Origin of the sequence: Paracoccus laeviglucosivorans, assembly GCF_900182695.1 — a bacterium.
Classification (GTDB): domain Bacteria; phylum Pseudomonadota; class Alphaproteobacteria; order Rhodobacterales; family Rhodobacteraceae; genus Paracoccus; species Paracoccus laeviglucosivorans.
This window is the reverse complement of record NZ_FXTK01000008.1, coordinates 104,924-127,478: the sequence shown is the minus strand read 5'-3', so window position 1 is coordinate 127,478 and position 22,555 is coordinate 104,924. Positions and strand designations below refer to the sequence as shown.

Below are 22,555 nucleotides of genomic sequence, written 5' to 3'. Positions count from 1 at the left end.
CGGGGGTTTGAGCATGGAAAAACCGGGAATCGTCGTCACGGGCGTCTCTGGCCGCATGGGGCAGATGCTGGCGCGGATCGTTCTGGCATCCGACAAGGCGCGTCTGGTGGGGGTCACGGTGCGCCCCGGCAACCCCTGGGCGGGCCGCGATCTGGGCGAGGCGATGGGCGGCCCGGCCATTGGCCTGACCGTCACCGACGACCCGGTTCAGGCGATTGCAAGCGCCCAGGCGGTGATCGATTTCACCACGCCCGACACCTCGGTCGCGATTGCGGAACTGACCGCACAGGCGCGTGCGGTCCACGTCATCGGCACGACCGGCTTTGAGCCCGCGCATCTGGCGAAACTGAAAGCTGCGGCCCGCCACGCCCCGATCATTCGCGCGGGCAACATGAGCCTTGGGGTCAATCTGCTGGTCGGCCTGACCCGCAGGGTCGCTGCCGCCTTGGGCGAGGATTGGGACATCGAGGTGGTCGAGGCGCATCACAACCGCAAGGTCGATGCCCCATCGGGGACCGCGCTGATGCTGGGCGAGGCTGCGGCCAACGGGCGCGGCCACCCGCTGGAGGATCTGCGCACCCCCGCCCGCGAAGGCATCACCGGCGCGCGCCAGCAGGGTACCATCGGTTTCAGCGCCATTCGCGGCGGCGATGTGGTGGGCGAACATGACGTGATCTTTGCCGCTGCGGGCGAACGTGTGGTGCTGCGTCATCTGGCGACCGACCGCGCGATCTTTGCCCGTGGTGCGCTGCAAGCCGCGCTTTGGGGGCAGGACAAGGGGCCGGGCGAATATGACATGGCGGATGTGCTTGGCCTTTAGCGCCCGGACGCTTAGGTTCTCGGCATGACGCTGCTTGCCACGCTTGATCCCGCCGATGCCGACCTGACCGCCTGCCTTGCGCGGGTCATGGCCGCCGTTCTGAAACCCGGCGACGTGATCGCATTGGAAGGCGCGGTGGGGGCGGGCAAGACGCATTTCGCCCGCGCCTTCATCCGCGCCCGCCAAGGCGATCTGGCCGAGGATGTGCCCAGTCCCACCTTCACGCTGGTCCAGACCTATGCCGACCCCTTGGGGACCGAGATCTGGCATGCGGACCTGTATCGCCTGACCCATCCCGACGAGATGGCCGAGCTGGGTCTGGACCAAGCCATGCAGGACAGCATCGTGCTGATCGAATGGCCCGATCATGGCGGCGAATTGCCCGATCCCCTGACCATCGGGCTTGAGCCGATTGCCGAATTCCCTGACCTGCGCCGCATTACGCTGGCCGGGTCCGAGGCGCATTGGGGCCTGATGACCCGTCTGCCGGCCATCGCGCGGCTGATCCATCGCGCCGGTTGGGCCGATGCGCGGCTGGTGCCCTTGGCGGGCGATGCCTCGTCGCGCCGGTATTTCCGCCTGCTGGATGGGGACCGCAGTGCGGTTCTGATGGACGCCGCGCCCGGCACGACCGGCCCCTATGTCGCGATGACGCAATGGCTGCGCGGTCGCGGCCTGCACGCGCCCGAAATCCTTGCCACCGATCAGGTCGAGGGGTTGTTGCTGCTGGAAGATCTTGGCGACGATCTGATCGCCCGCGTGCTGGAGGGCGAGCCTGCGCTGGCCCGCCGCATCTATGACCGCATGACCGATCTGCTGGTCGAATTGCACGGTCACGCGCCCCCGGAATTCGTCCTGCGCCTGAACGGCGCGGAACTGGCGCGGCAGGCGGGGTTGTTTGCGGAATACTATCCTCCGGCGGCGGGGGCGCCCGGCAAGGGGGCTGCGGTCTCGGCGGTCATTCAGGAACTGCACAAGGAACTGGCCGAAGATATCGCCCCCGTGCTTGGCCTGCGCGATTTCCATGCCGAAAACCTGATCTGGCGCGACGATGCACCCTTGGGCATCCTTGATTTTCAGGACGCGGTCGCGGTGCATCCGGCCTATGATCTGGTATCGGGGTTGCAGGACGCGCGCCGCGATGTGGACCCGCAGGTCGAAGCGGCGCAGATCGACCGCTACATCGCCGCGCGCGGGCTGGACCCTGACCGCTTCCGCGCCGCCTATGCGCTGCTGGGCGCACAGCGCAACCTGCGCATCATGGGCATCTTCACCCGTCTAGCCCAGCTTGAGGGGAAACGCCGCTATCTGGCCTTCATGCCCCGCGTCTGGGCGTTGATCCAGCGTGATCTGGCCCATCCCGCGCTGGCCCCTCTGGCTGCCGCGCTGGAGGGTGTGCCCGCCCCTACGCCGCAGGTCATCGAAAGGATCGCCGCCGCATGACGCTGCCCCTGATGATCTTCGCGGCCGGCAAAGGCACGCGCATGGCCCCGCTAACCGATGTGACGCCCAAGCCGATGATCCGCGTCGGTGGCCGGACGCTGCTGGACCGGGCGCTGGACATGGGCGGCGATGCGGGCGTGGGGCGCGTGGTGGTGAACACGCATCACTTGGGCTGCCAGATCCGCGACCATCTGGCAGGGTCGGATGTGGCGATTTCCGACGAAGCGGACGCCTTGCTGGAGACCGGCGGCGGCTTGCGCAAGGCGCTGCCGCTGCTGGGGCCGGGGCCGGTCGTGACGGTGAACCCGGATGTGGTCTGGACGGGTGGCAACCCCATCGTCGCGCTGCTGTCGGCATGGCGCGACGACATGGATGCGCTGCTGATGCTGGTTCCCTTGGCCCAGACGCATGGGCGGCAGGGGGGCGGCGATTTCAGCCTTGATCCCGCAGGTCGCCTGATCCGCAAGGGCGATCTGGTCTATGGCGGCGCGCAGATCATCCGGCCCGACCGGCTGGCCGAAATCCCCGAGGATGCGTTTTCGCTGAACCGCCTCTGGGATCTGATGATCGCCGATAGCAGCGCTTACGGCATCACCCATCCCGGCCAATGGTGCGATGTGGGCCGCCCTGATTGCATCCCGCTTGCCGAAGGCCTGCTGCATGGCTGATTGGCAGAACGGCGTTTTTGCTCTGCCCTGCGGCGCCGATTTTCCCGGCGCTTTTGCCGACGGCCTGATTGCCCGGATGCGGGGCCGTCCGCCGCAGGACATGGCGCGGGTCACGGTATTCGCGAATTCGGGCCAGTCGCTGATGGCCTTGCGCGATGCGCTGATCTGGCGCGGGCCGCTGATCCTGCCGCAATTGCGCCTGCTGGCCGATCTGGGCGGCGGGGCGGCGACCGCGCCCTTGGCCCGGCGGCTGGAGCTGGGTCGCCTGATAGACGCGGCCCTGCGCGCCCAGCCCGATCTGGCGCAGGGGCAATCCGTGCCGGAACTTGCGACCTCGCTCGCTGGTCTGATGGCCGAGATGCAGCTTGAAGGGCTGGACGCTGCCGCGCTGGACCGCATCGACGCGGGCGACCATGCCCAGCATTGGGGCCGCGCGCTGGCCTTCCTGAAAATCGCCGCCGGTTATTACCTGACCGATCCGCCGCAGGACCGCGAATCCCGCCAGCGCGCCGCCGCCAAGGAACTGGCCGAGGCATGGGCGCAGGGCCGCGATCTGCCGCAGGATCCGGTGATCGTCGCGGGGTCCACAGGCTCGCACGGGGCCACGCGGGATTTCATGCGCGCGGTGGCGCGGCTGCCGATGGGGGCCGTGGTCCTGCCCGGCTTTGACCCCGACCTGCCCGCCGCCATGTGGCAAGGGCTGGACGCGACCGAGGATCACCCGCAAGCCCGCCACGCCCCCTTCGTCACCGAATTCGGCCCACTGCTTGATTGGGTGGCAGACACCGCCCCCGACCCTGCGCGGAACCGCCTGATGTCGCTGGCGCTGCGCCCCGCGCCTGTCACCGACCAATGGATCGACGAAGGCCCGCGCCTTGGCCCGCTGATCCCCGCCACGCAGAACCTGACCCTGATCGAGGCCGAACAACCCGGCGAGGAAGCCGAGGCCGTGGCCCTGATCATCCGCGAATCCGTCGAACGCGGCCAGCCCGTTACCCTGATCGCCGCCGACAGGATGCTGACGCGGCGCGTGCAATCGGCGCTGGACCGCTGGGGCATCATCCCCGACGATTCCGCAGGCCAGCCTTTGCCGCTGACCGCGCCGGGGCTGTTTCTGCGCCATGTCGCCGATCTGTTCGGCGCGGAACTGATGATCGACGCGCTGCTGGTCTTGTTGAAGCATCCGGTCATGGCGACGGGCCTTGGCCCTGACTATCGCCGCGAACACAACCGCCATACCCGCGATCTGGAACTGCGCCTGCGCAAGCACGGCCCCGCCTTCCCGGATGGCGAGGCGCTGCGGGCCTTTGCCGACAAGGGCGACGAGAAAAGCAAGCCTTGGGCGCTGTGGCTGGCGGGCCTTTTGGACCGCGTCGTGCCGCTGGCCCATGACCGCGCCCCGCGTCCCTTGGCCGCGCGGCTGGCCGATCTGCGCGGGCTGGCGCAGGATCTGGCGGCGGGTCCGGGCGGCGATGCAGATGCGTCGGAGCTGTGGGCCAAAGCCTCGGGCGCATTGGCGCGGGGCACGCTGGACCATCTGGCGGCCCACGCGCATCTGGGCCACGACCTGCGCCCCAACGAATTCCGCGACCTGCTTTACAACCAGTTGCAAGGCGGTGCAGTGCGGCAGGACGTGGCCTCGCACCCGCTGGTCCGTTTCCGTGGCCCGCGTGAGGCCCGGACCGAGGCGGTGGTGCAGGCCGCAGGCCTTGTCATCCTGTCTGGTCTGAACGAAGGCGGCTGGCCGCAGGCGTTGCCCCCCGATCCGTGGCTGTCGCGGCCCATGCGGCTTGCGGGGGGGCTGACCCTGCCCGAACGGCAGGTGGGTCTGGCCGCGCATGACTTTCAACAGGCGGTCGGCGCGGGTCAGGTCATCCTAAGCCGCGCGCATCGGGATGCGGACGCCGAAACGATCCCCTCGCGCTGGCTGAACCGGCTGGTGAACCTGCTGGGCGGCCTGCCCGCGCAGGATGGGCCGCAGGCCCTGGCCGATATGCGGGCGCGGGGGCGGCACTGGTTGGAGATCGCGGCGTTGCAGGCGCAGCCGCGCCACGCGCTTGCGCCTGCCACCCGGCCTTCGCCCATTCCGCCCGTCCCGGCGCTGGCCCAGATGTCGGTGACCGAGGTCAAGACGCTGATCCGCGACCCCTATGCGATCTATGCCCGCCGCGTGCTGGGCCTGAACGCGCTGGACCCGCTGCGGCCCGAACCCAATGCGGCGGATCGTGGCAATGTGCTGCATGACATCATGGACCGGTTCCTAAGCACGCTGCCCGCCGACCCGGAAACGCCCGATGCGATGCAGGCCCGCCTGCTGGCGATCACCGATCAGGTGCTGGCGGCGGATGTGCCTTGGCCCTCGGCCCGGCTGTTCTGGCGCGCGCGCATCGCGAATATCGCCGAACGGTTGGTCACGGACGAAGCCGCGCGCCTGACCCAAGGCCGGCCAGTGGTGGTTGAGGATTACGGCGTCCTTCCCGTCCCCGGCATGGATTTCAAGCTGCGCGCCAAGCCCGACCGTTTGGACCTGCTGACCGATGGCCGTGTGCAGGTCTATGATTACAAATCTGGCAAGCCGCCCACCGATAAACAGATCGCGCATTTCGACAAGCAATTGCCGCTAGAGGCTGCGATGGTCGAACAGGGCGCGTTTTCCCGCCTTGGCCCCGTCCCCGTCGCGGGCATCAGCTATATCCAGCTTGGCGGCGAAGGCCGGACCGAGGAACGGGACTTCGGCCCCGGCTATCCGCAGGAAACATGGGCGGGTTTCGTGGACCTGATCCGCCGCTATCTGCTGGGCGAGCGGGGCTTTACCGCGCGTCTGGCGATGGAGCGCAGCGATCACGCCAGCGATTACGACCACCTGTCGCGTCACGGCGAATGGGACACGACCGAAATCGCTAAACCCGAAAGGTTTCATGACGATGGATGAGGCGACGCTGGCGCAGGTCCGGGCCGCCGATCCGCGGCGTTCGACATGGCTGACCGCTAATGCGGGATCGGGCAAGACGCGGGTGCTGACCGACCGTGTGGCGCGGCTTTTGCTGGCCGGGACCGCGCCGGAAAAGATCCTGTGCCTGACCTATACCAAGGCGGCCGCGACCGAGATGCAGAATCGCCTGCTGCAACGCCTTGGCAAATGGGCGATGTTGCCCGAAGCAAAGCTGCGCGACGAACTGGCCCGGCTGGGCGAAGGTGGCAGCCCCGACCTGCCCGCCGCGCGCCGCCTGTTTGCCCGCGCGATCGAGGCACCGGGCGGGCTGAAGGTCCAGACCATCCACAGTTTTTGCGCGGGTGTCCTGCGTCGCTTCCCGATCGAGGCAGGCGTGCCGCATGGCTTTACCGAACTGGATGATCGCAGCAGCGCCCTGATCCGTGCCGAGATCATTGAGGAAATGGCGCGCGAGGATCATCCCGCCCTGCAAGACCTGCTCATGCTGCATTCGGGCGAAAACCTTGACGCTTTCCTGTCCGGTCTGCGGGGGTTCGATGCCCCCGCGGACCGGGACGCCATCTGGGGCGTCTGCGGGTTGCCGCCGGGCGGCAGCCTTGCCCGTCTGATTGCGGATTGTTTTGCCGATGGCGCGGCGGTCATTCCGGCGCTGATCCCGCATCTGCTGAAAAGCGGCGCGAATGACCAAAAGGCGGCGGCAAAGCTGGTGGGCGGCAACTGGTCCGCGCCCGGCCTGACGGAACTGGCGATCCTTGAAGGCGTGCTGCTGACCGGGGCCAGCGCCAAGGAACCCTTCACCGCGAAATATGACAGCTTTCCGACCAAGGCCCTGCGCACCGGCCCCTGTGCTGAAATGCTTGACGATCTGGCCGCGCTCATGGCTGCCGTCGAAGCTGCCCGTCCGCAGCGCATCGCCTTGGCCCATGCTGAACGCACGCTGGCGCTGCACCGGTTCGGCCATGCCTTTCTGACCCGCTATCGCGCGCAGAAATCGGCGCATGGTTTTCTGGATTTCGACGATCTGATCGACCGCACCGCCAGCCTGCTTTCGGAAAACAGCATGGCGCAATGGGTGCTGTTCCGGCTGGATGGCGGCATCGACCATATTCTGGTTGATGAGGCGCAGGATACCAGCCCTGCGCAATGGCAGGTGATCCAGCGGCTGACGGATGAATTCACCTCGGGGCATGGCGCGCGCGAAGGGCGCAGCCTGTTCGTGGTCGGCGATCCCAAGCAGTCGATCTATTCCTTCCAGGGTGCCGACATTGCGGTATTCGAGGCGCGGCGTGCGGGTTTTTCCCAAGCCTTTGCCGCTGTCGAAAACCCGATGCAGGTGCTGGAACTGCGCCACAGCTTCCGGTCATCCACCGCGATCCTTGGTCTGGTGGATCAGGTCTTTGCCGGGGACGCAGCGCAGGGCTTGGGCGATCCGCCCCAGCACCGCGCCTTTCGGACCGAGATGCCGGGCCGCGTCGATCTGTGGCCCGTGGTCCCCAAACCCGACAAGCCGGAACCGGGCGACTGGACCGACCCGATCGACCAGCCCGCCGAAAACTCGGAAACCACGCAGCTTGCCCGCGCCATTGCGCGCGGCATCCGCGACATGCTGGGCACGCCGATCTTTGACGCGAAAAAGGGGCAGGTGCGGCGGGTCCGCGCGGGCGATGTGCTGATCCTTGTGCAGCGCCGCTCGGACCTGTTTGCGGAAATCATCGCCAGCCTGAAATCGGCGAACTTGCCCGTCGCCGGGGCCGACCGCCTGAAACTGGCGGGCGAAATGGCCGTGCGCGATATTCGCGCCGTGCTGTCGGTGCTGGCCACGCCCGAGGATGATCTGTCGCTGGCCGCTGCCCTGCGCTCGCCCTTGTTCGGGATCACCGAGGAACAGCTTTACCGCCTGTCTGCCAAGCGCACCGGCGAATATCTGTGGCGGCGGTTGCGGGAATCCGATCATCGCGGCGCGGTTGAACTGCTGTCGGACCTGATGGGCCAGACCGGCTTCATGCGTCCCTATGACCTGATCCAGCGGCTGCTGATCCGCCACAATGGCCGCGAAAAGCTGCTGGCGCGGCTGGGCCCCGAGGCGGTGGACGGCATCGACGAATTGCTGTCGCAGGCGCTGAGTTACGAATCCAGCGAAACGCCCAGCCTGACCGGCTTCCTTGTCTGGCTGACCGCCGACGATGTCGAGGTGCGCCGCCAGCCCGGCACGGCGGGCGAGGATGGCGAGGGGCTGATCCGCGTGATGACGGTGCATGGCTCCAAGGGTCTGGAAAGCCCCATCGTCATCATGCCCGATGCCGCCAAGCGCCGCCCGCCGCGCGAAGGTGCGGTGCTGCCCGGTCCCGACGGTCTGGCGCTGTGGCGCGGCAAAAAGGGTGAGCGACCCGATCTGGTCGAAGACCTTGCTGCCTATCAGACCGAACGGCAGTTGCAGGAACGTAAGCGCCTGCTTTACGTCGGCCTGACCCGCGCCGAAAGCTGGCTGATCGTGGCGGCGGCGGGCGAAACCGATCCCGAAAGCTGGCATGGCATGGTCGAGGCGGGCTTTGGCCGCAGCGATCTGACCGAAAGCCGCCTGCCCGCGTCATGGGGCGGCGAGATCCGGCGGCTGGAATATGGCGAATGGCCGATGCAGGCGCCGCAGGCGTTGGTGATGGCACCGCGCCAGATCGACGCGCCGGACTGGCTGCGCAGCGCGCCCCCGCCGATGCCCGAAAAGCGGCGTCCTGTCGCGGCCTCGGGCCTTGGCGGGGCCAAGGTCATGGCCGCGCAGGGCGAAGGGGATGCGCAGGCGGCCATGCTGTTCGGCACGCGGCTGCACCTTCTGCTGGAAAATCTGCCGGGGCGCGATGCTGCCGATTGGCCCGCGATTGCGCGCGATGTGCTGTCGGATGCCGAAGGCGGCCTGCCCGACGCCATCGCGCTGGCCGGTCTGCTGGAGGAGGTGCGCGAGGTGCTGACCGCCCCCGCGCTGGCCGAAGTTTTCGACATTCCCGCAGGAGCGGAAGTGATGCAGGAGCTGGCGCTGTCGGCACCGCTGCCGGGGGTGGGGATGCTTTACGGCAAGATCGACCGGCTGGTCATCGCGGGCGACCGCGTGCTGGCCGTCGATTACAAGTCGAACCGCGACGTGCCCGCCGATGCTAAGGCCACACCCTTGGGGCTTTTGCGACAGATGGCGGCCTATCGCGCGGCGCTGTCGCAGATTTTCCCGAACCACCGGATCGAGGCCGCAATCCTGTGGACCGCGACCCGCAGCCTGATGCCCCTGACCGACGCATTGCTGGACACGACCATGGCGGGTCTTGACCCTGCCGCACCTCATGCCTAGCTGTTTGGTGACAATCCTGCCGGTTTTTCTCAGCCCGGCGCATCGCAGGAGTTTCCCTATGGCCACTCAACCCGTTACCGACGCTGAATTCGACGCTCAGGTCCGCCAGTCCTCGACCCCCGTTGTGGTCGATTTCTGGGCTGAATGGTGCGGTCCGTGCCGTCAGATCGGCCCGGCGCTGGAAGAACTGGCAGCCGAATATGGCGACAAGGTCAAGATCGTTAAGGTGAACGTGGACGAAAACCCGGAAAGCCCGGCGTCGCTTGGCGTGCGCGGCATCCCGGCGCTGTTCCTGTTCAAGGACGGTCAGGTCGTATCCAATAAGATCGGCGCGGCCCCGAAAGCGGCGCTGAAAGCTTGGATCGATTCCGAAATCTGATCGCGCGCGGGCGGCCGGTCTAGATCGGCCAGCCGCCCCGACGCATCGCGGTCAGGATACGCGCGCCTGCATCGGGCAGGGTCGCGTTGATCGCCTTTTCCTGCAGGAACCAGAACAGATAGCGGTCGAAATCCGGGCGATGGGTTTCGGCCTTTTCCAATGCCTGCGCGTCATCGGCCATGTTCAGCGCGATGTGATGAAAGTCGATCTGCGCGAAAAGAACGGCAGGTTTGCCCAGCAAAAAGCCGTCAAAGGCAACCGCGCTGTTTTGCGTCACGACAAAGGGGCAGTCGCGCAAAAGCGCCATCGTGTCCCCGCCCAGCCGCAGGTTCGGATGCCGCGCCGCCACCGCCTGCAACGCGGCCATGTCGCGGGCGTCATAGCTTTCCTTGGGATGCAGCGTGGCGACCGTGGGACGCCCGATGCGGGCCACCTGTTCGACCATCTCGACCGGGCTGGTGGTCTGGAACGAACGGCAGCGGCGGATATGGCCTTGAAGCGCGATCAGGATGGGACCGTCGCGCGTGGGCGGCGCGCCGGGGATCACGCGCTGGCGCAGGCGGTCCGCGAAGTCGCGGGCTTGTTGCGGGTTGATCCGGTCCGCGTCGAACGGGCTGCGCGCCACGTGGAAACGCCAGCGCTGCTGCGCGGGCTCGATCTGCCAAAAGGGGTAGTGATAGGCCCGGCGAAAGGTCAGCGCGCGGTCATGCGTCGGCGCTTCGGCATGAAACAGCGCATAGCCGTCGCTGTCCGGCGCGCTGGCCCGAGCGGCCGGATCGCTTTGATGCCATTCGACGCGCCAGCCTGCGGCATGCACGGCCTTTTCCAGAACGGCCATGAAAGGGAACGTGCCATCCCGCGCCGTGCGCAACATGCTGCCTTCCAGATAGATGCGAAGCGTGGTCTGGCCTGTCATGGCGGCAGGCTAGCGGGACGGGCCGGGTTGCGAAACCCCCGCCCCGCCCATATCTGACCCCCCAAGACAAAAGCGGAGAGCAGCATGTCCGATGAGAAATTCCCCGGCTGGCACGGCACCACGATCCTTGCGGTGCGGCGCGGCGGCAAGGTGGTCGTCGCGGGTGACGGTCAGGTCAGCGTCGGCCAGACGGTGATGAAGGGCACGGCCCGCAAGGTGCGCCGCCTGACGCCGGGCGGCAGCGACGTGGTGGTGGGCTTTGCCGGATCGACGGCAGATGCTTTTACCCTGCTGGAGCGGCTGGAGAAGAAGCTGGAATCCGCGCCGGGCCAATTGGCCCGCGCCTGTGTCGATCTGGCGAAAGACTGGCGCATGGACAAATACCTGCGCAATCTGGAGGCCATGCTGATCGTCACCGACGGCAAGGATATTTTCGTCGTGACCGGCGCGGGCGATGTGCTGGAACCGGAGCATGACGTGGCTGCCATCGGCTCGGGCGGGAATTACGCTCTGGCTGCGGCGCGGGGGCTGATGTCGTCCGATCTGGATGCCGAAGGCGTGGCCCGCAAGGCCATGGCGATTGCTGCCGACATCTGTGTCTATACCAATGGAAACCTGACGGTCGAAGTTCTGGGTTAAGGGGGGCTCTGCCCCCGTCCTGCGGACTCCCCCGAGGTATTTGGAGAACCAAGAAGCGTTCTCCGCAAGAAGAGAGGTTCATCATGAGTGATTTGACGCCGCGCGAAATCGTGTCCGAGCTGGATCGCTTTATCATCGGGCAGAAGGACGCCAAGCGCGCCGTGGCAGTGGCCCTGCGCAACCGCTGGCGGCGGCGCCAGCTGGGCGACGATCTGCGCGATGAGGTTTATCCCAAGAACATCCTGATGATCGGCCCCACCGGCGTCGGCAAGACCGAGATCAGCCGCCGTCTGGCCAAGCTGGCTCGGGCACCGTTCCTGAAGGTAGAGGCGACCAAGTTCACCGAGGTGGGTTATGTCGGGCGCGACGTGGAACAGATTATCCGTGATCTGGCCGATGCTGCGATCATCGAGACCCGCGAACGGATGCGCGAGGAGGTCAAGGCCCGTGCCCACAAGCAGGCCGAGGACCGCGTGGTGGCAGCCCTTGCCGGCGAGAATGCCCGTGAACAGACGCAGCAGATGTTCCGCGACAAGCTGAAGCGGGGCGAGCTGGACGATACCGTCATCGAGCTTGAACTGCAGGACAATTCGAACCCATTGGGTGCGATGGACATTCCGGGCCAGCCGGGTGCCATCGGCGGCATGATGGACCTGTCGGGACTGATGAAGGCATTCGGCGGCCGTCGCGTGCGCCGCAAGGTCACCGTGCGCGAAAGCTATGATCTGCTGATCGCCGAAGAGGCCGACAAGCTGCTGGACGACGAAACCGTCAAGACCGCAGCGCTGGAAGCCGTGCAGGAAAACGGCATCGTCTTTATCGACGAGATCGACAAGGTGGCCGCGCGCAGCGATGCCCGCGGTGGCGATGTCAGCCGCGAGGGCGTGCAGCGCGACCTGCTGCCGTTGATCGAGGGCACGACCGTTTCGACCAAGTATGGCCCGGTCAAGACCGATCATATCCTGTTCATCGCCTCGGGCGCGTTCCACATTGCGAAACCGTCCGACCTGTTGCCGGAATTGCAAGGCCGTCTGCCGATCCGGGTCGAGTTGCGCGCCCTGACCGAAGAGGACTTCATCCGCATCCTGACCGAGACGGATAATGCGCTGACGCGGCAATACACGGCGCTGATGAACACGGAAGGCGTCACCGTCACCTTTACCGATACCGGCATCCGGGCGCTGGCCCGCATCGCCGCCGAGGTGAACGGCTCGGTCGAGAATATCGGCGCGCGGCGTCTGTATACCGTCATCGAGCGTGTGTTCGAGGAGTTGTCCTTTAGCGCGCCCGACCGCTCGGGCGAGCAGGTGACGGTCGATGAGGCGTTCGTGGAAAAACATCTGGGCGATCTGGCAAGATCGACCGATCTGTCGCGTTACGTTCTTTGATGGAACCCTAAGCTGCTGCTATCGTTCACCCGACTGCATCAGCTTAGGAACAAGTTCATGGGATATGTCATCAGCGCCATCATTTTCGCACTTGATGTCTGGGCCATCGCCTCGATCATCAACACGAATGTGGCGACCTCGACCAAGATCATCTGGATCCTTCTTGTCGCCGTTTTGCCTGTTGTGGGGCTGATCATCTGGTGGCTGGCCGGACCCAAGGCGCAACTGCGCTAAGACATTGAGCGAAGGCGGCCCAAGGGCCGCCTTTCACTTGCGCAGATAGATGTAATAAGCCCCTTCGCCGCCATGACGGCGATGCGCCGGCCTGACCTGCAGCACCAGACGGTCCAGCGGCGGCATATGCAGCCAATGGGGCACGTTATGGCGCAGCGCACCCGGACGCACCGGCAAAGGGGCGAATTCGTCGCCCGCCTTGCCCTTGCCCGTGATGACCAACACCAGCCGAAAACCCTGTGCCTGCGCGTTCAGCACGAAGCGGACCAGCACCGGCTGGGCGATGTTCAGCGTCATGCCATGCAGATCCAGCCGCGCTTCTGGGATCAGCTTGCCCTGGCTCATCCGGCGGTGTGTCTTGTGATCCATGCGGACCGGGGCATCGCGCAGGCTTTGTCCAGGATGCGGCGACAGGTCGATGCGCGAGGTCGTTTTAAGCGACTTGGCCCCGATGCGGAAATCCGGCAGCGGGGCTACCGGATCTGGGGCGCGGGGCGCGGGGGCGGGCTTTGGTTCCTGCAGCGGCATCGGATCGGCCTTGCGTCCCGAATGCATCGGAACCGCGGTCGAGGCGACACGGGACCACAAGGCCTTTTCATCGGCCGAAAGACCCCGTCGGCGTGCCATTCAGGCCGTGGCGACAAGCTGCCAGTTCGGGTCGTTCGATCCCATCTGGCGGGCAAAGGTCCAGGTATCACGCTGCTTGCGCGCCGATTTCGGATCGCCATCGACCACGTTGCCATCGGCGTCGCGGGTGGCAACGATCATCTCGCCCACGAAGCGGACCGAGACCTCGGCCACATTCGTCGCCGCGTTGAATTCGGCTGCGGCCAGCGCGGTTTCGCGGGTGCCAAGGAATTGCGCTTCGGTTTTCAGGCCGCGCGCCTTGCGATCGGCGATCACATTTTCGAAAGCCTCGGCCACCGGAGGGGCCAGAAAGGCGCGAACCTCGGACAGATCGCCGCGCTCAAAGGCCATCAGGATCATCTCATAGGCCGATTTGGCGCCGCCCAGGAACGGACCGACGGCGAAGCTGGGTTCAAGCTGTTTCATCGCGGTCAGGGCGTTCGCATTGGCGCTGCCCGGCTCGGCATGATCGTTGATGTCGTTGTCCGCAGCCTCGGCTGTGCCGTCGATGACGTCAAAGCGGCGCTGGGGTTGGGCTTCCTCGGGGGTGCGGGGCGCTTCGAACCCGTCGCGCGTGCCCAGGACACCCCGCAGCCGCAGGATCAGGAATATGGCGATCGCGGCGAGAACGAGAAGTTGCAGCATGGGGTTCGACATCAGGACCTTGAAGAGCTTTCTAACTGGGCGTCGAATACCTATGTAGGGTGCAGGGCGGGGCAAGTCCAGTTTCGCGCCCGTCGAATACCGGATCGAGGGGGTTTCCCATGTGGCTGTTGTTGCCATTCGTCATTCTGCCGATCGTCGAGATCGCCTTGTTCATTCAGGTGGGCGGCTTGATCGGTGTTTTGCCGACGATCCTTTTGGTCATCCTGTCGTCGATTCTGGGCGTATCGATGATGCGGCGTCAGGGCACGAATGCGATGCGAGACGTGCAGCGCGCGATGCAGGAATTCCGCGATCCCTCGGCCCCTTTGGCGCATGGCGCGCTGATCATGCTGGCGGGCGGTCTGCTGGTCGTGCCGGGGTTGTTCACCAGCGCCATCGGCCTGCTGCTGCTGATTCCGGCTGTGCGCGAACTGGCGATGCGCTGGATGGGGCGGCGTGTGCGTGTGGCGGGCAGCGGTTTTCGCAACCGCGATGCGGAATTCATGAACGACGTTCCGCCCGGCTTCGGCTATGGGCGCGGTCGGCGCGGTGATGGGGTGATCGACGGCGAATATTCCGTGCAGGATGATCCGCCCGCCCCGATCCGCGAAGGGTTGACCGATGAACGCGACGGATCTTCGCGCGGCAAATCGGGGTGGACCCGGCATTGAGCGCCGGGGCGCGCGATGCTAGAACGCGCCAGACCCTCAGGGAGAATTCCATGACCGAAGAAAACACCAACGGCGTGCAGCCTGCGCAGACCAATCCGCAGGCCGCCGTTCGCCTGCAGATCCTGACGCAATATATCCGCGATCTGTCTTTCGAAAATGCGGTGGCGCAGAAAGGTCTGCCCTCGGGCGACGTGCAGCCGGAAATCGGCGTGCAGGTCAGCCTTGATGCCCGCAAGCGGCAGGTCGAGAACCAGTATGAGGTCATCACCAAGTTCCGCGTGCAATCGACCAACGCCAACGACAAATCGCCGATCTTTCTGTGCGAGCTGGATTACGGCGGCATTTTCCACATCGAAGGCGTGCCGGAAGATCAGCTGCACGCATTCCTGATGATCGAATGCCCGCGCATGATGTTCCCCTTTGTGCGCCGGATCGTGTCGGACATGACCCGCGACGGTGGTTTCCCGCCTTTCAACATGGACCCGGTGGATTTCGTGGCGCTGTATCGTCAGGAAATCGCCCGCCGGATGCAGGCCGAACGCCCTGCCGATCAGCCCCTGTCCTGATCCCGTTACCAGATTGCAGAACCCGCGTTGCTGACGCGGGTTTTTTCATGCGCTGGCGCAGGCAGGCCGATCCGTCTAGTTTCACCCGAAACATGAGGTGGGGCGAATGGCAAAAGCCGCAAAAAGGGCGTGGCAAAGAATGCTGTCGGGACGCAGGCTGGATCTGCTGGACCCGACGCCCTTTGATATAGAGATCAGCGATATTGCCCACGGTCTGTCCTTTGTTGCCCGCTGGAACGGTCAGACCCACGGAGACTGGGCTTATTCCGTGGCTGAGCATTCCTTGCTGGTCGAGGAAATTCACCGCCGCAGCAATCCCGATTGTGCGCCCAAATGGCATCTGGCCGCGCTTTTACACGATGCGCCGGAATATGTGATTGGGGATATGATTTCTCCGGTCAAGGCGGCTTTGGGCAGTGAATATGGACAAATGGACGACCGGCTTTCTGCCGCGATCCACCAGCGTTTCGGTTTGCCTGCGCATCTTCCCAAGCAGATCAAGGCTGCAATCAAGCGTGCGGACAGAATTTCCGCATGGCTGGAAGCGATCCAGATCGCGGGATTTTCGCGGTCCGAAGCGGATCGTTTGTTTCCCGTGCCCAAGCCCGAACTGCTTGAAGGGCTGGAAATCAGGCTGCGGCCTCCGGTTGAAACGCGAAAGGCATTTCTGGACCGTTTCGCCCTGCTAATTGATGAGATCGACAAGGCATAAAAAAGCCCCGCAATTTGCGGGGCTTTTTATTCGCATTTGCATGAATTCTAGATTTCAAGTTCTTCCAGCGTTTTACCGGAATCCAGCGCCTCCTGAACCCAACGCGGTTTGCGGCCGCGCCCGGTCCAGGTGCTGTCGGGATCGGTCGGATTCGCATATTTGGCGGCAACTTTGCTGCGTCCGGTTTGCGAGCTGGCAAGTTCCGCAAGGCTGAAGCCAAATTCACGCGCGGCGGATTCGACGGCAGCCAAAGCCTCGCGTTTGCGGCGATCTTCGAAAGTGGTGATCGCTTTTTCCACCTTATTGCGCAGTTCACGCAGTTCGCGCAGCGACATCTTGTCGAGGTCAATATCCATCTGCATTATTTCCCTGGGCATGTATTTTGCATTGCGCCGAGCATATTTGAGCATCGACTGCATTTGCAACTGCGACATTGGGTAACTTATATTCAGCGCGGGCTGCGTTTTGCCAAAATACGCTGAAGCGTCCTGCGATGCATATGAAGCCTGCGTGCCGTTTCACTGACATTTCGGTCGCATTGTTCATAAACGCGCTGGATATGTTCCCAGCGCACGCGATCGGCGGACATGGGGGATTCGGGCGGCGGGGGCAAAGCCGCCTCGGCGTTGGAAAGCAGGGCCCGCGTCACTTCATCGGCATCTGCGGGTTTCGACAGATAATCGGTCGCCCCCATTTTCACCGCAGCAACTGCGGTTGCAATGGCGCCATATCCGGTCAGCACGATGATCCGGGCATCCTGACGCGCTTCGCGCAGGGCATCGACGACATCAAGACCGTTACCATCCTCAAGCCGCAAATCGACGACCGCAAAGGCCGGGGGCGCAGCCGCGACGATGCTTTGCGCTTCGGCGACCGAGGCGGCGCGCGACACGATAAAGCCGCGTTTCTCCATGGCTCGGGCCAGGCGGTTCAGAAAAATATCGTCGTCATCGACCAGCAGCAGGCTGGGATCAGGTCCGATATTCAGGCTCTCGGTCATGATTGCTCACCCGGTCAATTATCGGCTGCCTTCTATGCCTGTTTGGGCAATTGGTCAAATCATGCGGAAAATGCGTCGCAATGCCGCGCATGTCGTGCCGTGGCCCGCATTGATCGGGCTGGGCCGTGGGCGTAACACTGGGCCGTTCACGTTAAGTCAGGCTTGCAGATGTTCATCGGCTTTGTGTCGCGCCGCTTCGATCTCCTTCCCGGTCAGCCCGGCCCAGAACCGATCCGCCTGCGCACGCTGATCCTGCTGCGCTGGGTGGCGATCATCGGGCAATCCGCCGCTGTCGCCATGGCGCTGCTGATCGGGGCGCATCTGACGCTGTGGCCGGTGTTGATGGTCATCGGCCTTGCTGTGCTGTTGAACCTGATCCTGATGCTCAGCGCCTCGCGCCGGATTTCCGCGATCGAGGCGGCGTGGCAACTGGGCTTCGATCTGGCGCAGGTGGCGGCGCTTTTGTCACTGACCGGCGGGTTGACCAACCCCTTTGCGGTGCTGCTGCTGGCGCCGGTGACGGTCGCGGCAACCGCATTGCCGGGGCGTCAGCTGATCGCGCTGGGATTTGCGACCTTCATCATGGTGACGCTTGCCGCCTTTATGGCGCGCCCGCTGACATTTTCCGAAGGCCGGATCGCCACACTGAACGAACCCCTGATCGTCGGCACGTGGCTGGCGATCATCATCGCGGCGCTGTTTTTTGCGTTCTACGCACGAACGGTCGCGGCCGAGATCATCGCCACCTCGGATGCACTATTCGCTGCCCGCATGGCGTTGGAGCGTGAGCAGAAATTGCAGCATCTGGGTGGTGTCGTCGCTGCGGCGGCGCATGAAATGGGTACGCCGCTGGCAACCATCAAGCTGGTCAGTTCAGAGCTGGCCGATGAAATCGCCTCGGCCCTGCCCGAGCGTGAGGATCTGGCCGAGGATCTGGCCCTGCTGCGGCAATCGGCCGACCGGTGCAGCGGTATTCTGAAATCCATGGGCAGTGCCGGGCGCGACGATCTGCTGTTCCGCATCGCTCCGCTTTCCGAGGTCATCAAGGAGGCCGCGGCCCCCCATCGCAATCGCGGCATCCGCATCCGCGTCGAAATCGCGCAAGACGCGCCCAGCATCAAGCGCGATGCCGCCTTGATCCATGGGCTGCGCAATCTGATCCAGAACGCCGTGGATTTCGCGCGTGTCGAGGTGCTGATCGAAGCCAGCTTCGACAAACGCGAAATCCGTTTGCGCATTGCCGATGACGGGCCGGGTTTTCCTGCCGCGCTGCTGCCCAAGATCGGCGATCCATTCCTGACCACCCGCCCCCGCGCCGAAGACGGTCGCAGCTACGAAGGGCTTGGTCTTGGGCTGTTCATCGCCAAGGCCCTGCTGGAACGTTCGGGTGCGGCGATGCGGTTCGGCAACCGTCAACGCGGTGCGCAGGTCAGCGTTATCTGGCCGCGCAGCGTGATCGAGGCGGATGAACGGGCCGTTCTGGGCCAAAACCCGGAAATCACTGGATGATCCGGGATACGTTAACCCTTTATTATCATTTCGTGTTATAGTTGTTCCTGAAATGACGAACGCGGGGTGAACTGCAGTGGTTGCGCAATTTCTTATCGCCCTTTCGGCAGCATCCATTGCAGTCTGTCTCGCCTTGGGGTTGATCGGCCTGCTTGATCGTCGTCGCGCGCGCAGCGTGCCTGCGGATGCGCTGGATCGTAAGATAGAACCCATCGTTTTCCTGTTCCGGCATGAAGGGCTGATCGACGCCACTCCGCCCGCAAACAGCCTGATGGCGGCATTGCCGGGAAACAACGACTGGCATCGTCTGATCGCATGGCTTGCCATGCGGCTGCCCGATGCTGGTCCGGCCTTGTTGAATCTGGGACAGGACGGGCGGGTGGAACTGACCGGCGGCGACGAAGCCGGCAGCGCGCGTTTGCGCGTGCTGGCCGAAGATCTGGGCAACGGTCTTGTCCGCGTGACCTTGGCCGATCCATCGGCCGAAAATGCGGGAATCGTGGTGGATTCCCTCTCGCTCGCCGCGATGGAGCAGGAGTTGGAAATCCTGCGCAGCACCATGGATCATTCGCCCATGCTGGCATGGCGGCAGGATGCGGCGGGGCAGGTGACTTGGGCAAATTCCGCCTATCTTCAACTGACCGATGCGGTCCTGGACAGGCAAAGCGGCTGGCCGTTGCCGCCCCTGATCAATCTGAACGCGCGCCCGACGCAGGGTGCTGCGTCGGCATCCTCGCGCAGGGTGCAGATTCAGCACGATGGTCACGTGCGCTGGTATGATTGCCACACGCACGAAGTCACGGGGCAGACGGTCGCCATTGCGCTGCCTGCGGATGCCGCCGTCAGGGCCGAACGATCGCTGCGCGAATTCGTGCAGACGCTGACCAAGACCTTTGCCGATCTGCCGATCGGTCTTGCGATATTCGACCGCGACAGGAACCTGCAGCTGTTCAATCCGGCGCTGATTGATCTGACCGGGCTCGCCACCGGGTTTCTGACCGCGCGTCCGACGCTTTACGCCTTTCTTGATCGCCTGCGCGAAGGTCGGATGGTCCCTGAACCAAAGGATTACCGAACCTGGCGCAACCAGATGAACACGCTTGAGGCGGCAGCCTCGACCGGCCACCATGTCGAGATGTGGTCGCTGCCCGGTGGGCAGACCTATCGCGTGACGGGCAGGCCCCATCCCGATGGCGCTGTGGCGTTTCTGTTCGAAGACATCACCTCGGAAATCTCGCTGACGCGGAAGTTCCGCGCCGATCTGTCCTTGGGGGCCGAGGTGCTGGACGCGCTGGAAGATGCCGTGGCGGTCTTCGACGCGAATGGCGAATTGCTGATGTCGAACCGCCGATACAAGATTCTATGGGATGGCATCGATGGTCTGACACTGGACGACCAGATCGCCCATTGGGCGAAGACGTCGGGTGAAAGTCCCGGTCTTGCCAGCCTGCGCGACGCTTTGCACACCGCGCGACCGCAGGATGGGTTGCACGGGGCGATGGCCGCGCCTGCCGGTGGGCTTTTGGCATGGCATCTGCGCGCCCTGTCGGGCGGGCGTGCGATGCTTAGCTTTCAGGCACCCGTTCCCGCTTCCGCGCCGGCAACGCGCGATACCGCTGCGGGCCAGATCCGGCCTAAGGGCGATGCCCGTGCGCTGACAGGCTAGATCGATCTTGCGCTGCCGCCTGCGCTGCTATTCCCTGCGCGGGCACGAATATCGGAGAGCAAGATGCACGACCTGACGCCCGACCGTCTGAATGGCCACGACGTTCTTTTCGTCATGGCGGTCGATGCGGAATATGGGCCGCATCTGCGCCGTCGCATCACTCCGCTGATGACCGGCATCGGCCCGGTCGAGGCGGCGGTGCAACTGACCGCAGCCCTGTCGCAGATGCGGGCGGCGGGCCGTTTGCCGGGGCTGGTGGTATCGCTTGGTTCGGCCGGGTCGCGCGCGCTTGAGCAAACGCAGGTCTATCAGGTGCGCGAGGTGGCCTATCGCGACATGGACGCCTCGGCGCTGGGATTTCCGAAAGGTCAGACGCCCCTGCTGGACCTGCCCATCCGGGTCGCACTGCCGCAATTGCCCGGTCTGCCCTCGGCGAGTCTGGCGACGGGGGCCAGCATCGTCAGCGGCGTTGCCTATGATGCGATCCCCGACGACATGGTGGATATGGAGACGTTTGCCGTTCTGCGCGCCTGCCAGCATTTCGGCCTGCCCTTGATCGGGCTGCGCGGTATTTCCGACGGGGCCGAGGAACTGACCCATGTCGATAACTGGACCCAGTATCTGCATATCGTCGATGAACGGCTGGCCGAGGCCGTCGATCTTTTGGCCGATGCCCTAGCCGCTGGCACGTTCACGGCGGGCTAGCGCCCAGCATCAATACGGACCGCTGACCACCTGACCTTCGGGCCAGCGCAGGGTCGTGGTCAGGGTGATATCCTGCGTTTCGCCTGCCGCGATGCCGCGGTTCCAGACCAGCAGGCCGCGCTTGCCATCCGGGTCGGTTTCATCCGGCGCGGGGGTCGCGGTCCAGTCGATGCGCAGATCCTTTTGCGTGGAAACCGGCACCTGATCGATGACCCGCAGCGGCCATTCGCGGTCGGTCAGGTTGCGGATGCGCAGCAGCGCCTCCTCTCGTCTTTCCGAGGAGCGGCTGATGATCCCCGACCCGCCTTCGGTTTCGGTTGGCAGGCGGCGTTCGACCAGAATGCCGTTCAGCTTGCCAAAGCCCCAAGTCGCCTCATCACCCGCAGCCGTCAGCTCCAATGTGCCGCGTCCGACCATGCCGCCATCGACATGGAAGGTCGCATCGCCCGGCAGGATGATCGCGCCGGAGGTGTTGACCACATCCGCCACCAGAAAGGCGCGGTCGTCGCCGCGCGGCACGGCCTCGGCCAGCACCTTGGCGTCCAGCGTGAACGCGCCCATGGGCAAGCGAAGCGCATCGGCACCATCGCGCAGATTGACCGGCCTGGGGTAATCATAGACCACGGTTTCGCCGCTGAAACCTTGCAGCGCGGACGGGGCCACTTCGGGGGCGGGGACCATCTCCGGCGCATAGCCCTGCGCCATTTCGGCCATCCGATCTTCGGCTGGGGCGGCGCGGGAATAAAGCTTGGCCTCATCCCCGATCCGCGGGAACATGGGCGACAATTCTGAGGGATGCGCGCGGTCCAGCGGCTGCGCGGTGGACAGGACCAGACGCACGTCGCTCCAGTCCTCGCCGGTTTCCTGCGCGACCAGAAGCCCGCGGTCCAGCACCACCTTTTCATCGGCCTGCGACAGCGACAGGTCATAGACCGGCTGCCAGCCCGCCGCATCGGTCATGCTGGAGATGCGCAGCGTCGCGGGACCGCCCTGCCCCTGCACGGCAATGACCAGCGCACCCTGCTCCCCGTCAGGGGCGCGCAGCGCGTCCAGCCGGGCTTGCGCGCGTTCCAATTCGGCCACCTGATCGTCACGGCCGATCTGGGCACTGCGGATTTCGGCCTGCGCCTCGATCATGGTCTGGCGCGCCTGCAGCACTTGCTGGCCTACGGCGCTGGCGATGGCGGCGATGTCCTGACTGCCCGCGCCATCTGATTCCGCCAGCGCCATCAGGAATTTCACCGTATCCTCGGCGGCGTCCGATCGGGCGCGGATGCGGGCGACATTGGCGTCGCGTTCGGCCAGCGCTGTTTCCAGACGGCGCACCTCATCCTCGGCTGCGGTCAGTGCCGGGGATTTCGCAGGCGTCGCGGGCAGGGCGCGTGTCTGCTGGAACCCCACTGCGCCCACGACCGCGCCCGTTGCGTTGACGCGCAGGGTGGCGGGATCGGTGCCATCGGGCAGGCCGGGGATGACCAGTTCATGCGCGCCTTGCGGCAGGTCCAGCGTGACTTCGCGCGTGACGCTGGCCCCCTGAGGATAGATCGTTGCGGCGCGGACCGGGGCTGCGGCCTCATACCGTTCCGCCAAGGCGGGGCTTGCGACAAGAATGGCGGTGGTGATCAGAAAATGGCGCATGGGAACCCCCGGAAAATTTCCCGGCAAGGGTCGGAAAGTCGC

The 22,555-nt window shown here is 65.0% G+C and carries 21 protein-coding genes; 15 read left to right on the top strand and 6 right to left on the bottom strand.

What is annotated here, in order from left to right:
• Positions 1 to 13 precede the first annotated feature (13 nt).
• Genes dapB through trxA form a run of 6 tightly spaced genes read left to right on the top strand, consistent with a single transcriptional unit; the run spans position 14 to position 9,597 of the window.
• Positions 14 to 820: a 4-hydroxy-tetrahydrodipicolinate reductase gene (dapB, locus tag FN835_RS10895; protein WP_142663254.1), complete on the top strand. Its 807-nt coding sequence runs from the start codon at positions 14 to 16 to the stop codon at positions 818 to 820.
• A gap of 24 nt (positions 821 to 844) precedes the next feature.
• A complete protein-coding gene (tsaE, locus tag FN835_RS10890; protein ID WP_142663253.1) occupies positions 845 to 2,263 on the top strand; it encodes a tRNA (adenosine(37)-N6)-threonylcarbamoyltransferase complex ATPase subunit type 1 TsaE in 1,419 nt (472 codons plus the stop codon).
• A complete protein-coding gene (locus FN835_RS10885; RefSeq protein ID WP_142663252.1) occupies positions 2,260 to 2,931 on the top strand; it encodes a nucleotidyltransferase family protein in 672 nt (223 codons plus the stop codon). The genes tsaE and FN835_RS10885 overlap by 4 nt, the downstream gene beginning before the upstream one ends.
• Positions 2,924 to 5,863, top strand: coding sequence for a double-strand break repair protein AddB (gene addB / locus FN835_RS10880; protein WP_142663251.1), 2,940 nt, complete (start codon positions 2,924 to 2,926; stop codon positions 5,861 to 5,863). The genes FN835_RS10885 and addB overlap by 8 nt, the downstream gene beginning before the upstream one ends.
• Positions 5,850 to 9,218 carry a double-strand break repair helicase AddA gene (gene addA, locus FN835_RS10875; RefSeq protein WP_142663250.1) on the top strand — a complete coding sequence of 1,123 codons (3,369 nt, stop codon included), beginning with the start codon at positions 5,850 to 5,852 and terminating at the stop codon, positions 9,216 to 9,218. Before addB ends, addA begins: the two co-directional genes overlap by 14 nt.
• Positions 9,219 to 9,276: 58 nt before the next feature.
• Positions 9,277 to 9,597 (top strand): thioredoxin, encoded by a 321-nt coding sequence (gene trxA, locus FN835_RS10870; protein ID WP_142663249.1) that lies wholly within the window; start codon positions 9,277 to 9,279, stop codon positions 9,595 to 9,597.
• A 19-nt stretch (positions 9,598 to 9,616) separates the two neighbouring features.
• Here trxA and FN835_RS10865 read toward each other — a convergent pair whose 3' ends face one another.
• Positions 9,617 to 10,513, bottom strand: coding sequence for a hypothetical protein (locus tag FN835_RS10865; protein WP_142663248.1), 897 nt, complete (start codon positions 10,511 to 10,513; stop codon positions 9,617 to 9,619).
• A gap of 84 nt (positions 10,514 to 10,597) precedes the next feature.
• Between FN835_RS10865 and hslV the strand changes: the two genes are divergently transcribed.
• The 3 genes from hslV to FN835_RS10850 all read left to right on the top strand — a co-directional run bounded on the left by hslV (position 10,598) and on the right by FN835_RS10850 (position 12,774).
• On the top strand, positions 10,598 to 11,152 hold the full coding sequence (hslV, locus tag FN835_RS10860) for an ATP-dependent protease subunit HslV (RefSeq protein WP_142663247.1): 555 nt from the start codon (positions 10,598 to 10,600) through the stop codon (positions 11,150 to 11,152).
• Between the two features lie 83 nt (positions 11,153 to 11,235).
• On the top strand, positions 11,236 to 12,540 hold the full coding sequence (gene hslU, locus FN835_RS10855; RefSeq protein WP_142663246.1) for an ATP-dependent protease ATPase subunit HslU: 1,305 nt from the start codon (positions 11,236 to 11,238) through the stop codon (positions 12,538 to 12,540).
• A 57-nt stretch (positions 12,541 to 12,597) separates the two neighbouring features.
• Positions 12,598 to 12,774, top strand: a complete 177-nt coding sequence (locus tag FN835_RS10850; RefSeq protein ID WP_142663245.1) for a PLD nuclease N-terminal domain-containing protein — start codon at positions 12,598 to 12,600, stop codon at positions 12,772 to 12,774.
• Positions 12,775 to 12,807: 33 nt separating this feature from the next.
• Here the strand turns inward: FN835_RS10850 and FN835_RS10845 are convergent, their stop codons facing one another.
• A complete protein-coding gene (locus FN835_RS10845) occupies positions 12,808 to 13,401 on the bottom strand; it encodes a Smr/MutS family protein (RefSeq protein ID WP_142663244.1) in 594 nt (197 codons plus the stop codon).
• A complete protein-coding gene (locus FN835_RS10840) occupies positions 13,402 to 14,058 on the bottom strand; it encodes a Tim44/TimA family putative adaptor protein (protein WP_142663243.1) in 657 nt (218 codons plus the stop codon).
• A 107-nt stretch (positions 14,059 to 14,165) separates the two neighbouring features.
• Between FN835_RS10840 and FN835_RS10835 the strand changes: the two genes are divergently transcribed.
• The 3 genes from FN835_RS10835 to FN835_RS10825 all read left to right on the top strand — a co-directional run bounded on the left by FN835_RS10835 (position 14,166) and on the right by FN835_RS10825 (position 15,995).
• The gene (locus FN835_RS10835; protein ID WP_142663242.1) at positions 14,166 to 14,717 is read left to right on the top strand and encodes an FxsA family protein; all 552 of its coding nucleotides are present in this window, start codon (positions 14,166 to 14,168) and stop codon (positions 14,715 to 14,717) included.
• A 50-nt stretch (positions 14,718 to 14,767) separates the two neighbouring features.
• Positions 14,768 to 15,283: a protein-export chaperone SecB gene (secB, locus tag FN835_RS10830; protein WP_142663241.1), complete on the top strand. Its 516-nt coding sequence runs from the start codon at positions 14,768 to 14,770 to the stop codon at positions 15,281 to 15,283.
• Between the two features lie 106 nt (positions 15,284 to 15,389).
• Positions 15,390 to 15,995, top strand: coding sequence for a YfbR-like 5'-deoxynucleotidase (locus tag FN835_RS10825; protein WP_142663240.1), 606 nt, complete (start codon positions 15,390 to 15,392; stop codon positions 15,993 to 15,995).
• A gap of 47 nt (positions 15,996 to 16,042) precedes the next feature.
• Here the strand turns inward: FN835_RS10825 and FN835_RS10820 are convergent, their stop codons facing one another.
• Both FN835_RS10820 and FN835_RS10815 read right to left on the bottom strand, forming a co-directional pair.
• The gene (locus FN835_RS10820; RefSeq protein ID WP_142663282.1) at positions 16,043 to 16,351 is read right to left on the bottom strand and encodes an H-NS histone family protein; all 309 of its coding nucleotides are present in this window, start codon (positions 16,349 to 16,351) and stop codon (positions 16,043 to 16,045) included.
• 92 nt (positions 16,352 to 16,443) lie between these two features.
• Positions 16,444 to 16,995 carry an ActR/PrrA/RegA family redox response regulator transcription factor gene (locus FN835_RS10815; protein ID WP_142663239.1) on the bottom strand — a complete coding sequence of 184 codons (552 nt, stop codon included), beginning with the start codon at positions 16,993 to 16,995 and terminating at the stop codon, positions 16,444 to 16,446.
• A 168-nt stretch (positions 16,996 to 17,163) separates the two neighbouring features.
• Here FN835_RS10815 and FN835_RS10810 point away from each other — a divergent pair, with 168 nt between their 5' ends.
• The 3 genes from FN835_RS10810 (at position 17,164) to FN835_RS10800 (ending at position 20,875) form a co-directional block, all read left to right on the top strand.
• Positions 17,164 to 18,504 carry an ActS/PrrB/RegB family redox-sensitive histidine kinase gene (locus FN835_RS10810; protein ID WP_142663238.1) on the top strand — a complete coding sequence of 447 codons (1,341 nt, stop codon included), beginning with the start codon at positions 17,164 to 17,166 and terminating at the stop codon, positions 18,502 to 18,504.
• A gap of 76 nt (positions 18,505 to 18,580) precedes the next feature.
• Complete coding sequence (locus FN835_RS10805) at positions 18,581 to 20,170, top strand: PAS-domain containing protein (protein ID WP_142663237.1); 1,590 nt, start codon at positions 18,581 to 18,583, stop codon at positions 20,168 to 20,170.
• 63 nt (positions 20,171 to 20,233) lie between these two features.
• On the top strand, positions 20,234 to 20,875 hold the full coding sequence (locus FN835_RS10800; RefSeq protein WP_142663236.1) for a 5'-methylthioadenosine/S-adenosylhomocysteine nucleosidase: 642 nt from the start codon (positions 20,234 to 20,236) through the stop codon (positions 20,873 to 20,875).
• Positions 20,876 to 20,884: 9 nt separating this feature from the next.
• On the opposite strand, the gene FN835_RS10795 is transcribed toward FN835_RS10800, so the two are convergent.
• A complete protein-coding gene (locus tag FN835_RS10795; protein WP_142663235.1) occupies positions 20,885 to 22,513 on the bottom strand; it encodes a DUF4139 domain-containing protein in 1,629 nt (542 codons plus the stop codon).
• Positions 22,514 to 22,555: the final 42 nt, after the last annotated feature.

Coding starts and splice junctions, on each gene's coding strand:
- tsaE (WP_142663253.1), top strand. CDS start 845: ATGACGCTGCTTGCCACGCTTGATCCCGCCGATGCCGACCTGACCGCC.
- FN835_RS10850 (WP_142663245.1), top strand. CDS start 12,598: ATGGGATATGTCATCAGCGCCATCATTTTCGCACTTGATGTCTGGGCC.
- FN835_RS10845 (WP_142663244.1), bottom strand. CDS start 13,401: ATGGCACGCCGACGGGGTCTTTCGGCCGATGAAAAGGCCTTGTGGTCC.
- FN835_RS10835 (WP_142663242.1), top strand. CDS start 14,166: ATGTGGCTGTTGTTGCCATTCGTCATTCTGCCGATCGTCGAGATCGCC.
- FN835_RS10825 (WP_142663240.1), top strand. CDS start 15,390: ATGGCAAAAGCCGCAAAAAGGGCGTGGCAAAGAATGCTGTCGGGACGC.
- FN835_RS10815 (WP_142663239.1), bottom strand. CDS start 16,995: ATGACCGAGAGCCTGAATATCGGACCTGATCCCAGCCTGCTGCTGGTC.
- FN835_RS10795 (WP_142663235.1), bottom strand. CDS start 22,513: ATGCGCCATTTTCTGATCACCACCGCCATTCTTGTCGCAAGCCCCGCC.
- FN835_RS10810 (WP_142663238.1), top strand. CDS start 17,164: ATGTTCATCGGCTTTGTGTCGCGCCGCTTCGATCTCCTTCCCGGTCAG.
- hslU (WP_142663246.1), top strand. CDS start 11,236: ATGAGTGATTTGACGCCGCGCGAAATCGTGTCCGAGCTGGATCGCTTT.
- FN835_RS10840 (WP_142663243.1), bottom strand. CDS start 14,058: ATGTCGAACCCCATGCTGCAACTTCTCGTTCTCGCCGCGATCGCCATA.
- FN835_RS10865 (WP_142663248.1), bottom strand. CDS start 10,513: ATGACAGGCCAGACCACGCTTCGCATCTATCTGGAAGGCAGCATGTTG.
- addB (WP_142663251.1), top strand. CDS start 2,924: ATGGCTGATTGGCAGAACGGCGTTTTTGCTCTGCCCTGCGGCGCCGAT.
- FN835_RS10885 (WP_142663252.1), top strand. CDS start 2,260: ATGACGCTGCCCCTGATGATCTTCGCGGCCGGCAAAGGCACGCGCATG.
- dapB (WP_142663254.1), top strand. CDS start 14: ATGGAAAAACCGGGAATCGTCGTCACGGGCGTCTCTGGCCGCATGGGG.
- FN835_RS10820 (WP_142663282.1), bottom strand. CDS start 16,351: ATGGATATTGACCTCGACAAGATGTCGCTGCGCGAACTGCGTGAACTG.
- secB (WP_142663241.1), top strand. CDS start 14,768: ATGACCGAAGAAAACACCAACGGCGTGCAGCCTGCGCAGACCAATCCG.
- addA (WP_142663250.1), top strand. CDS start 5,850: ATGACGATGGATGAGGCGACGCTGGCGCAGGTCCGGGCCGCCGATCCG.
- trxA (WP_142663249.1), top strand. CDS start 9,277: ATGGCCACTCAACCCGTTACCGACGCTGAATTCGACGCTCAGGTCCGC.
- hslV (WP_142663247.1), top strand. CDS start 10,598: ATGTCCGATGAGAAATTCCCCGGCTGGCACGGCACCACGATCCTTGCG.
- FN835_RS10800 (WP_142663236.1), top strand. CDS start 20,234: ATGCACGACCTGACGCCCGACCGTCTGAATGGCCACGACGTTCTTTTC.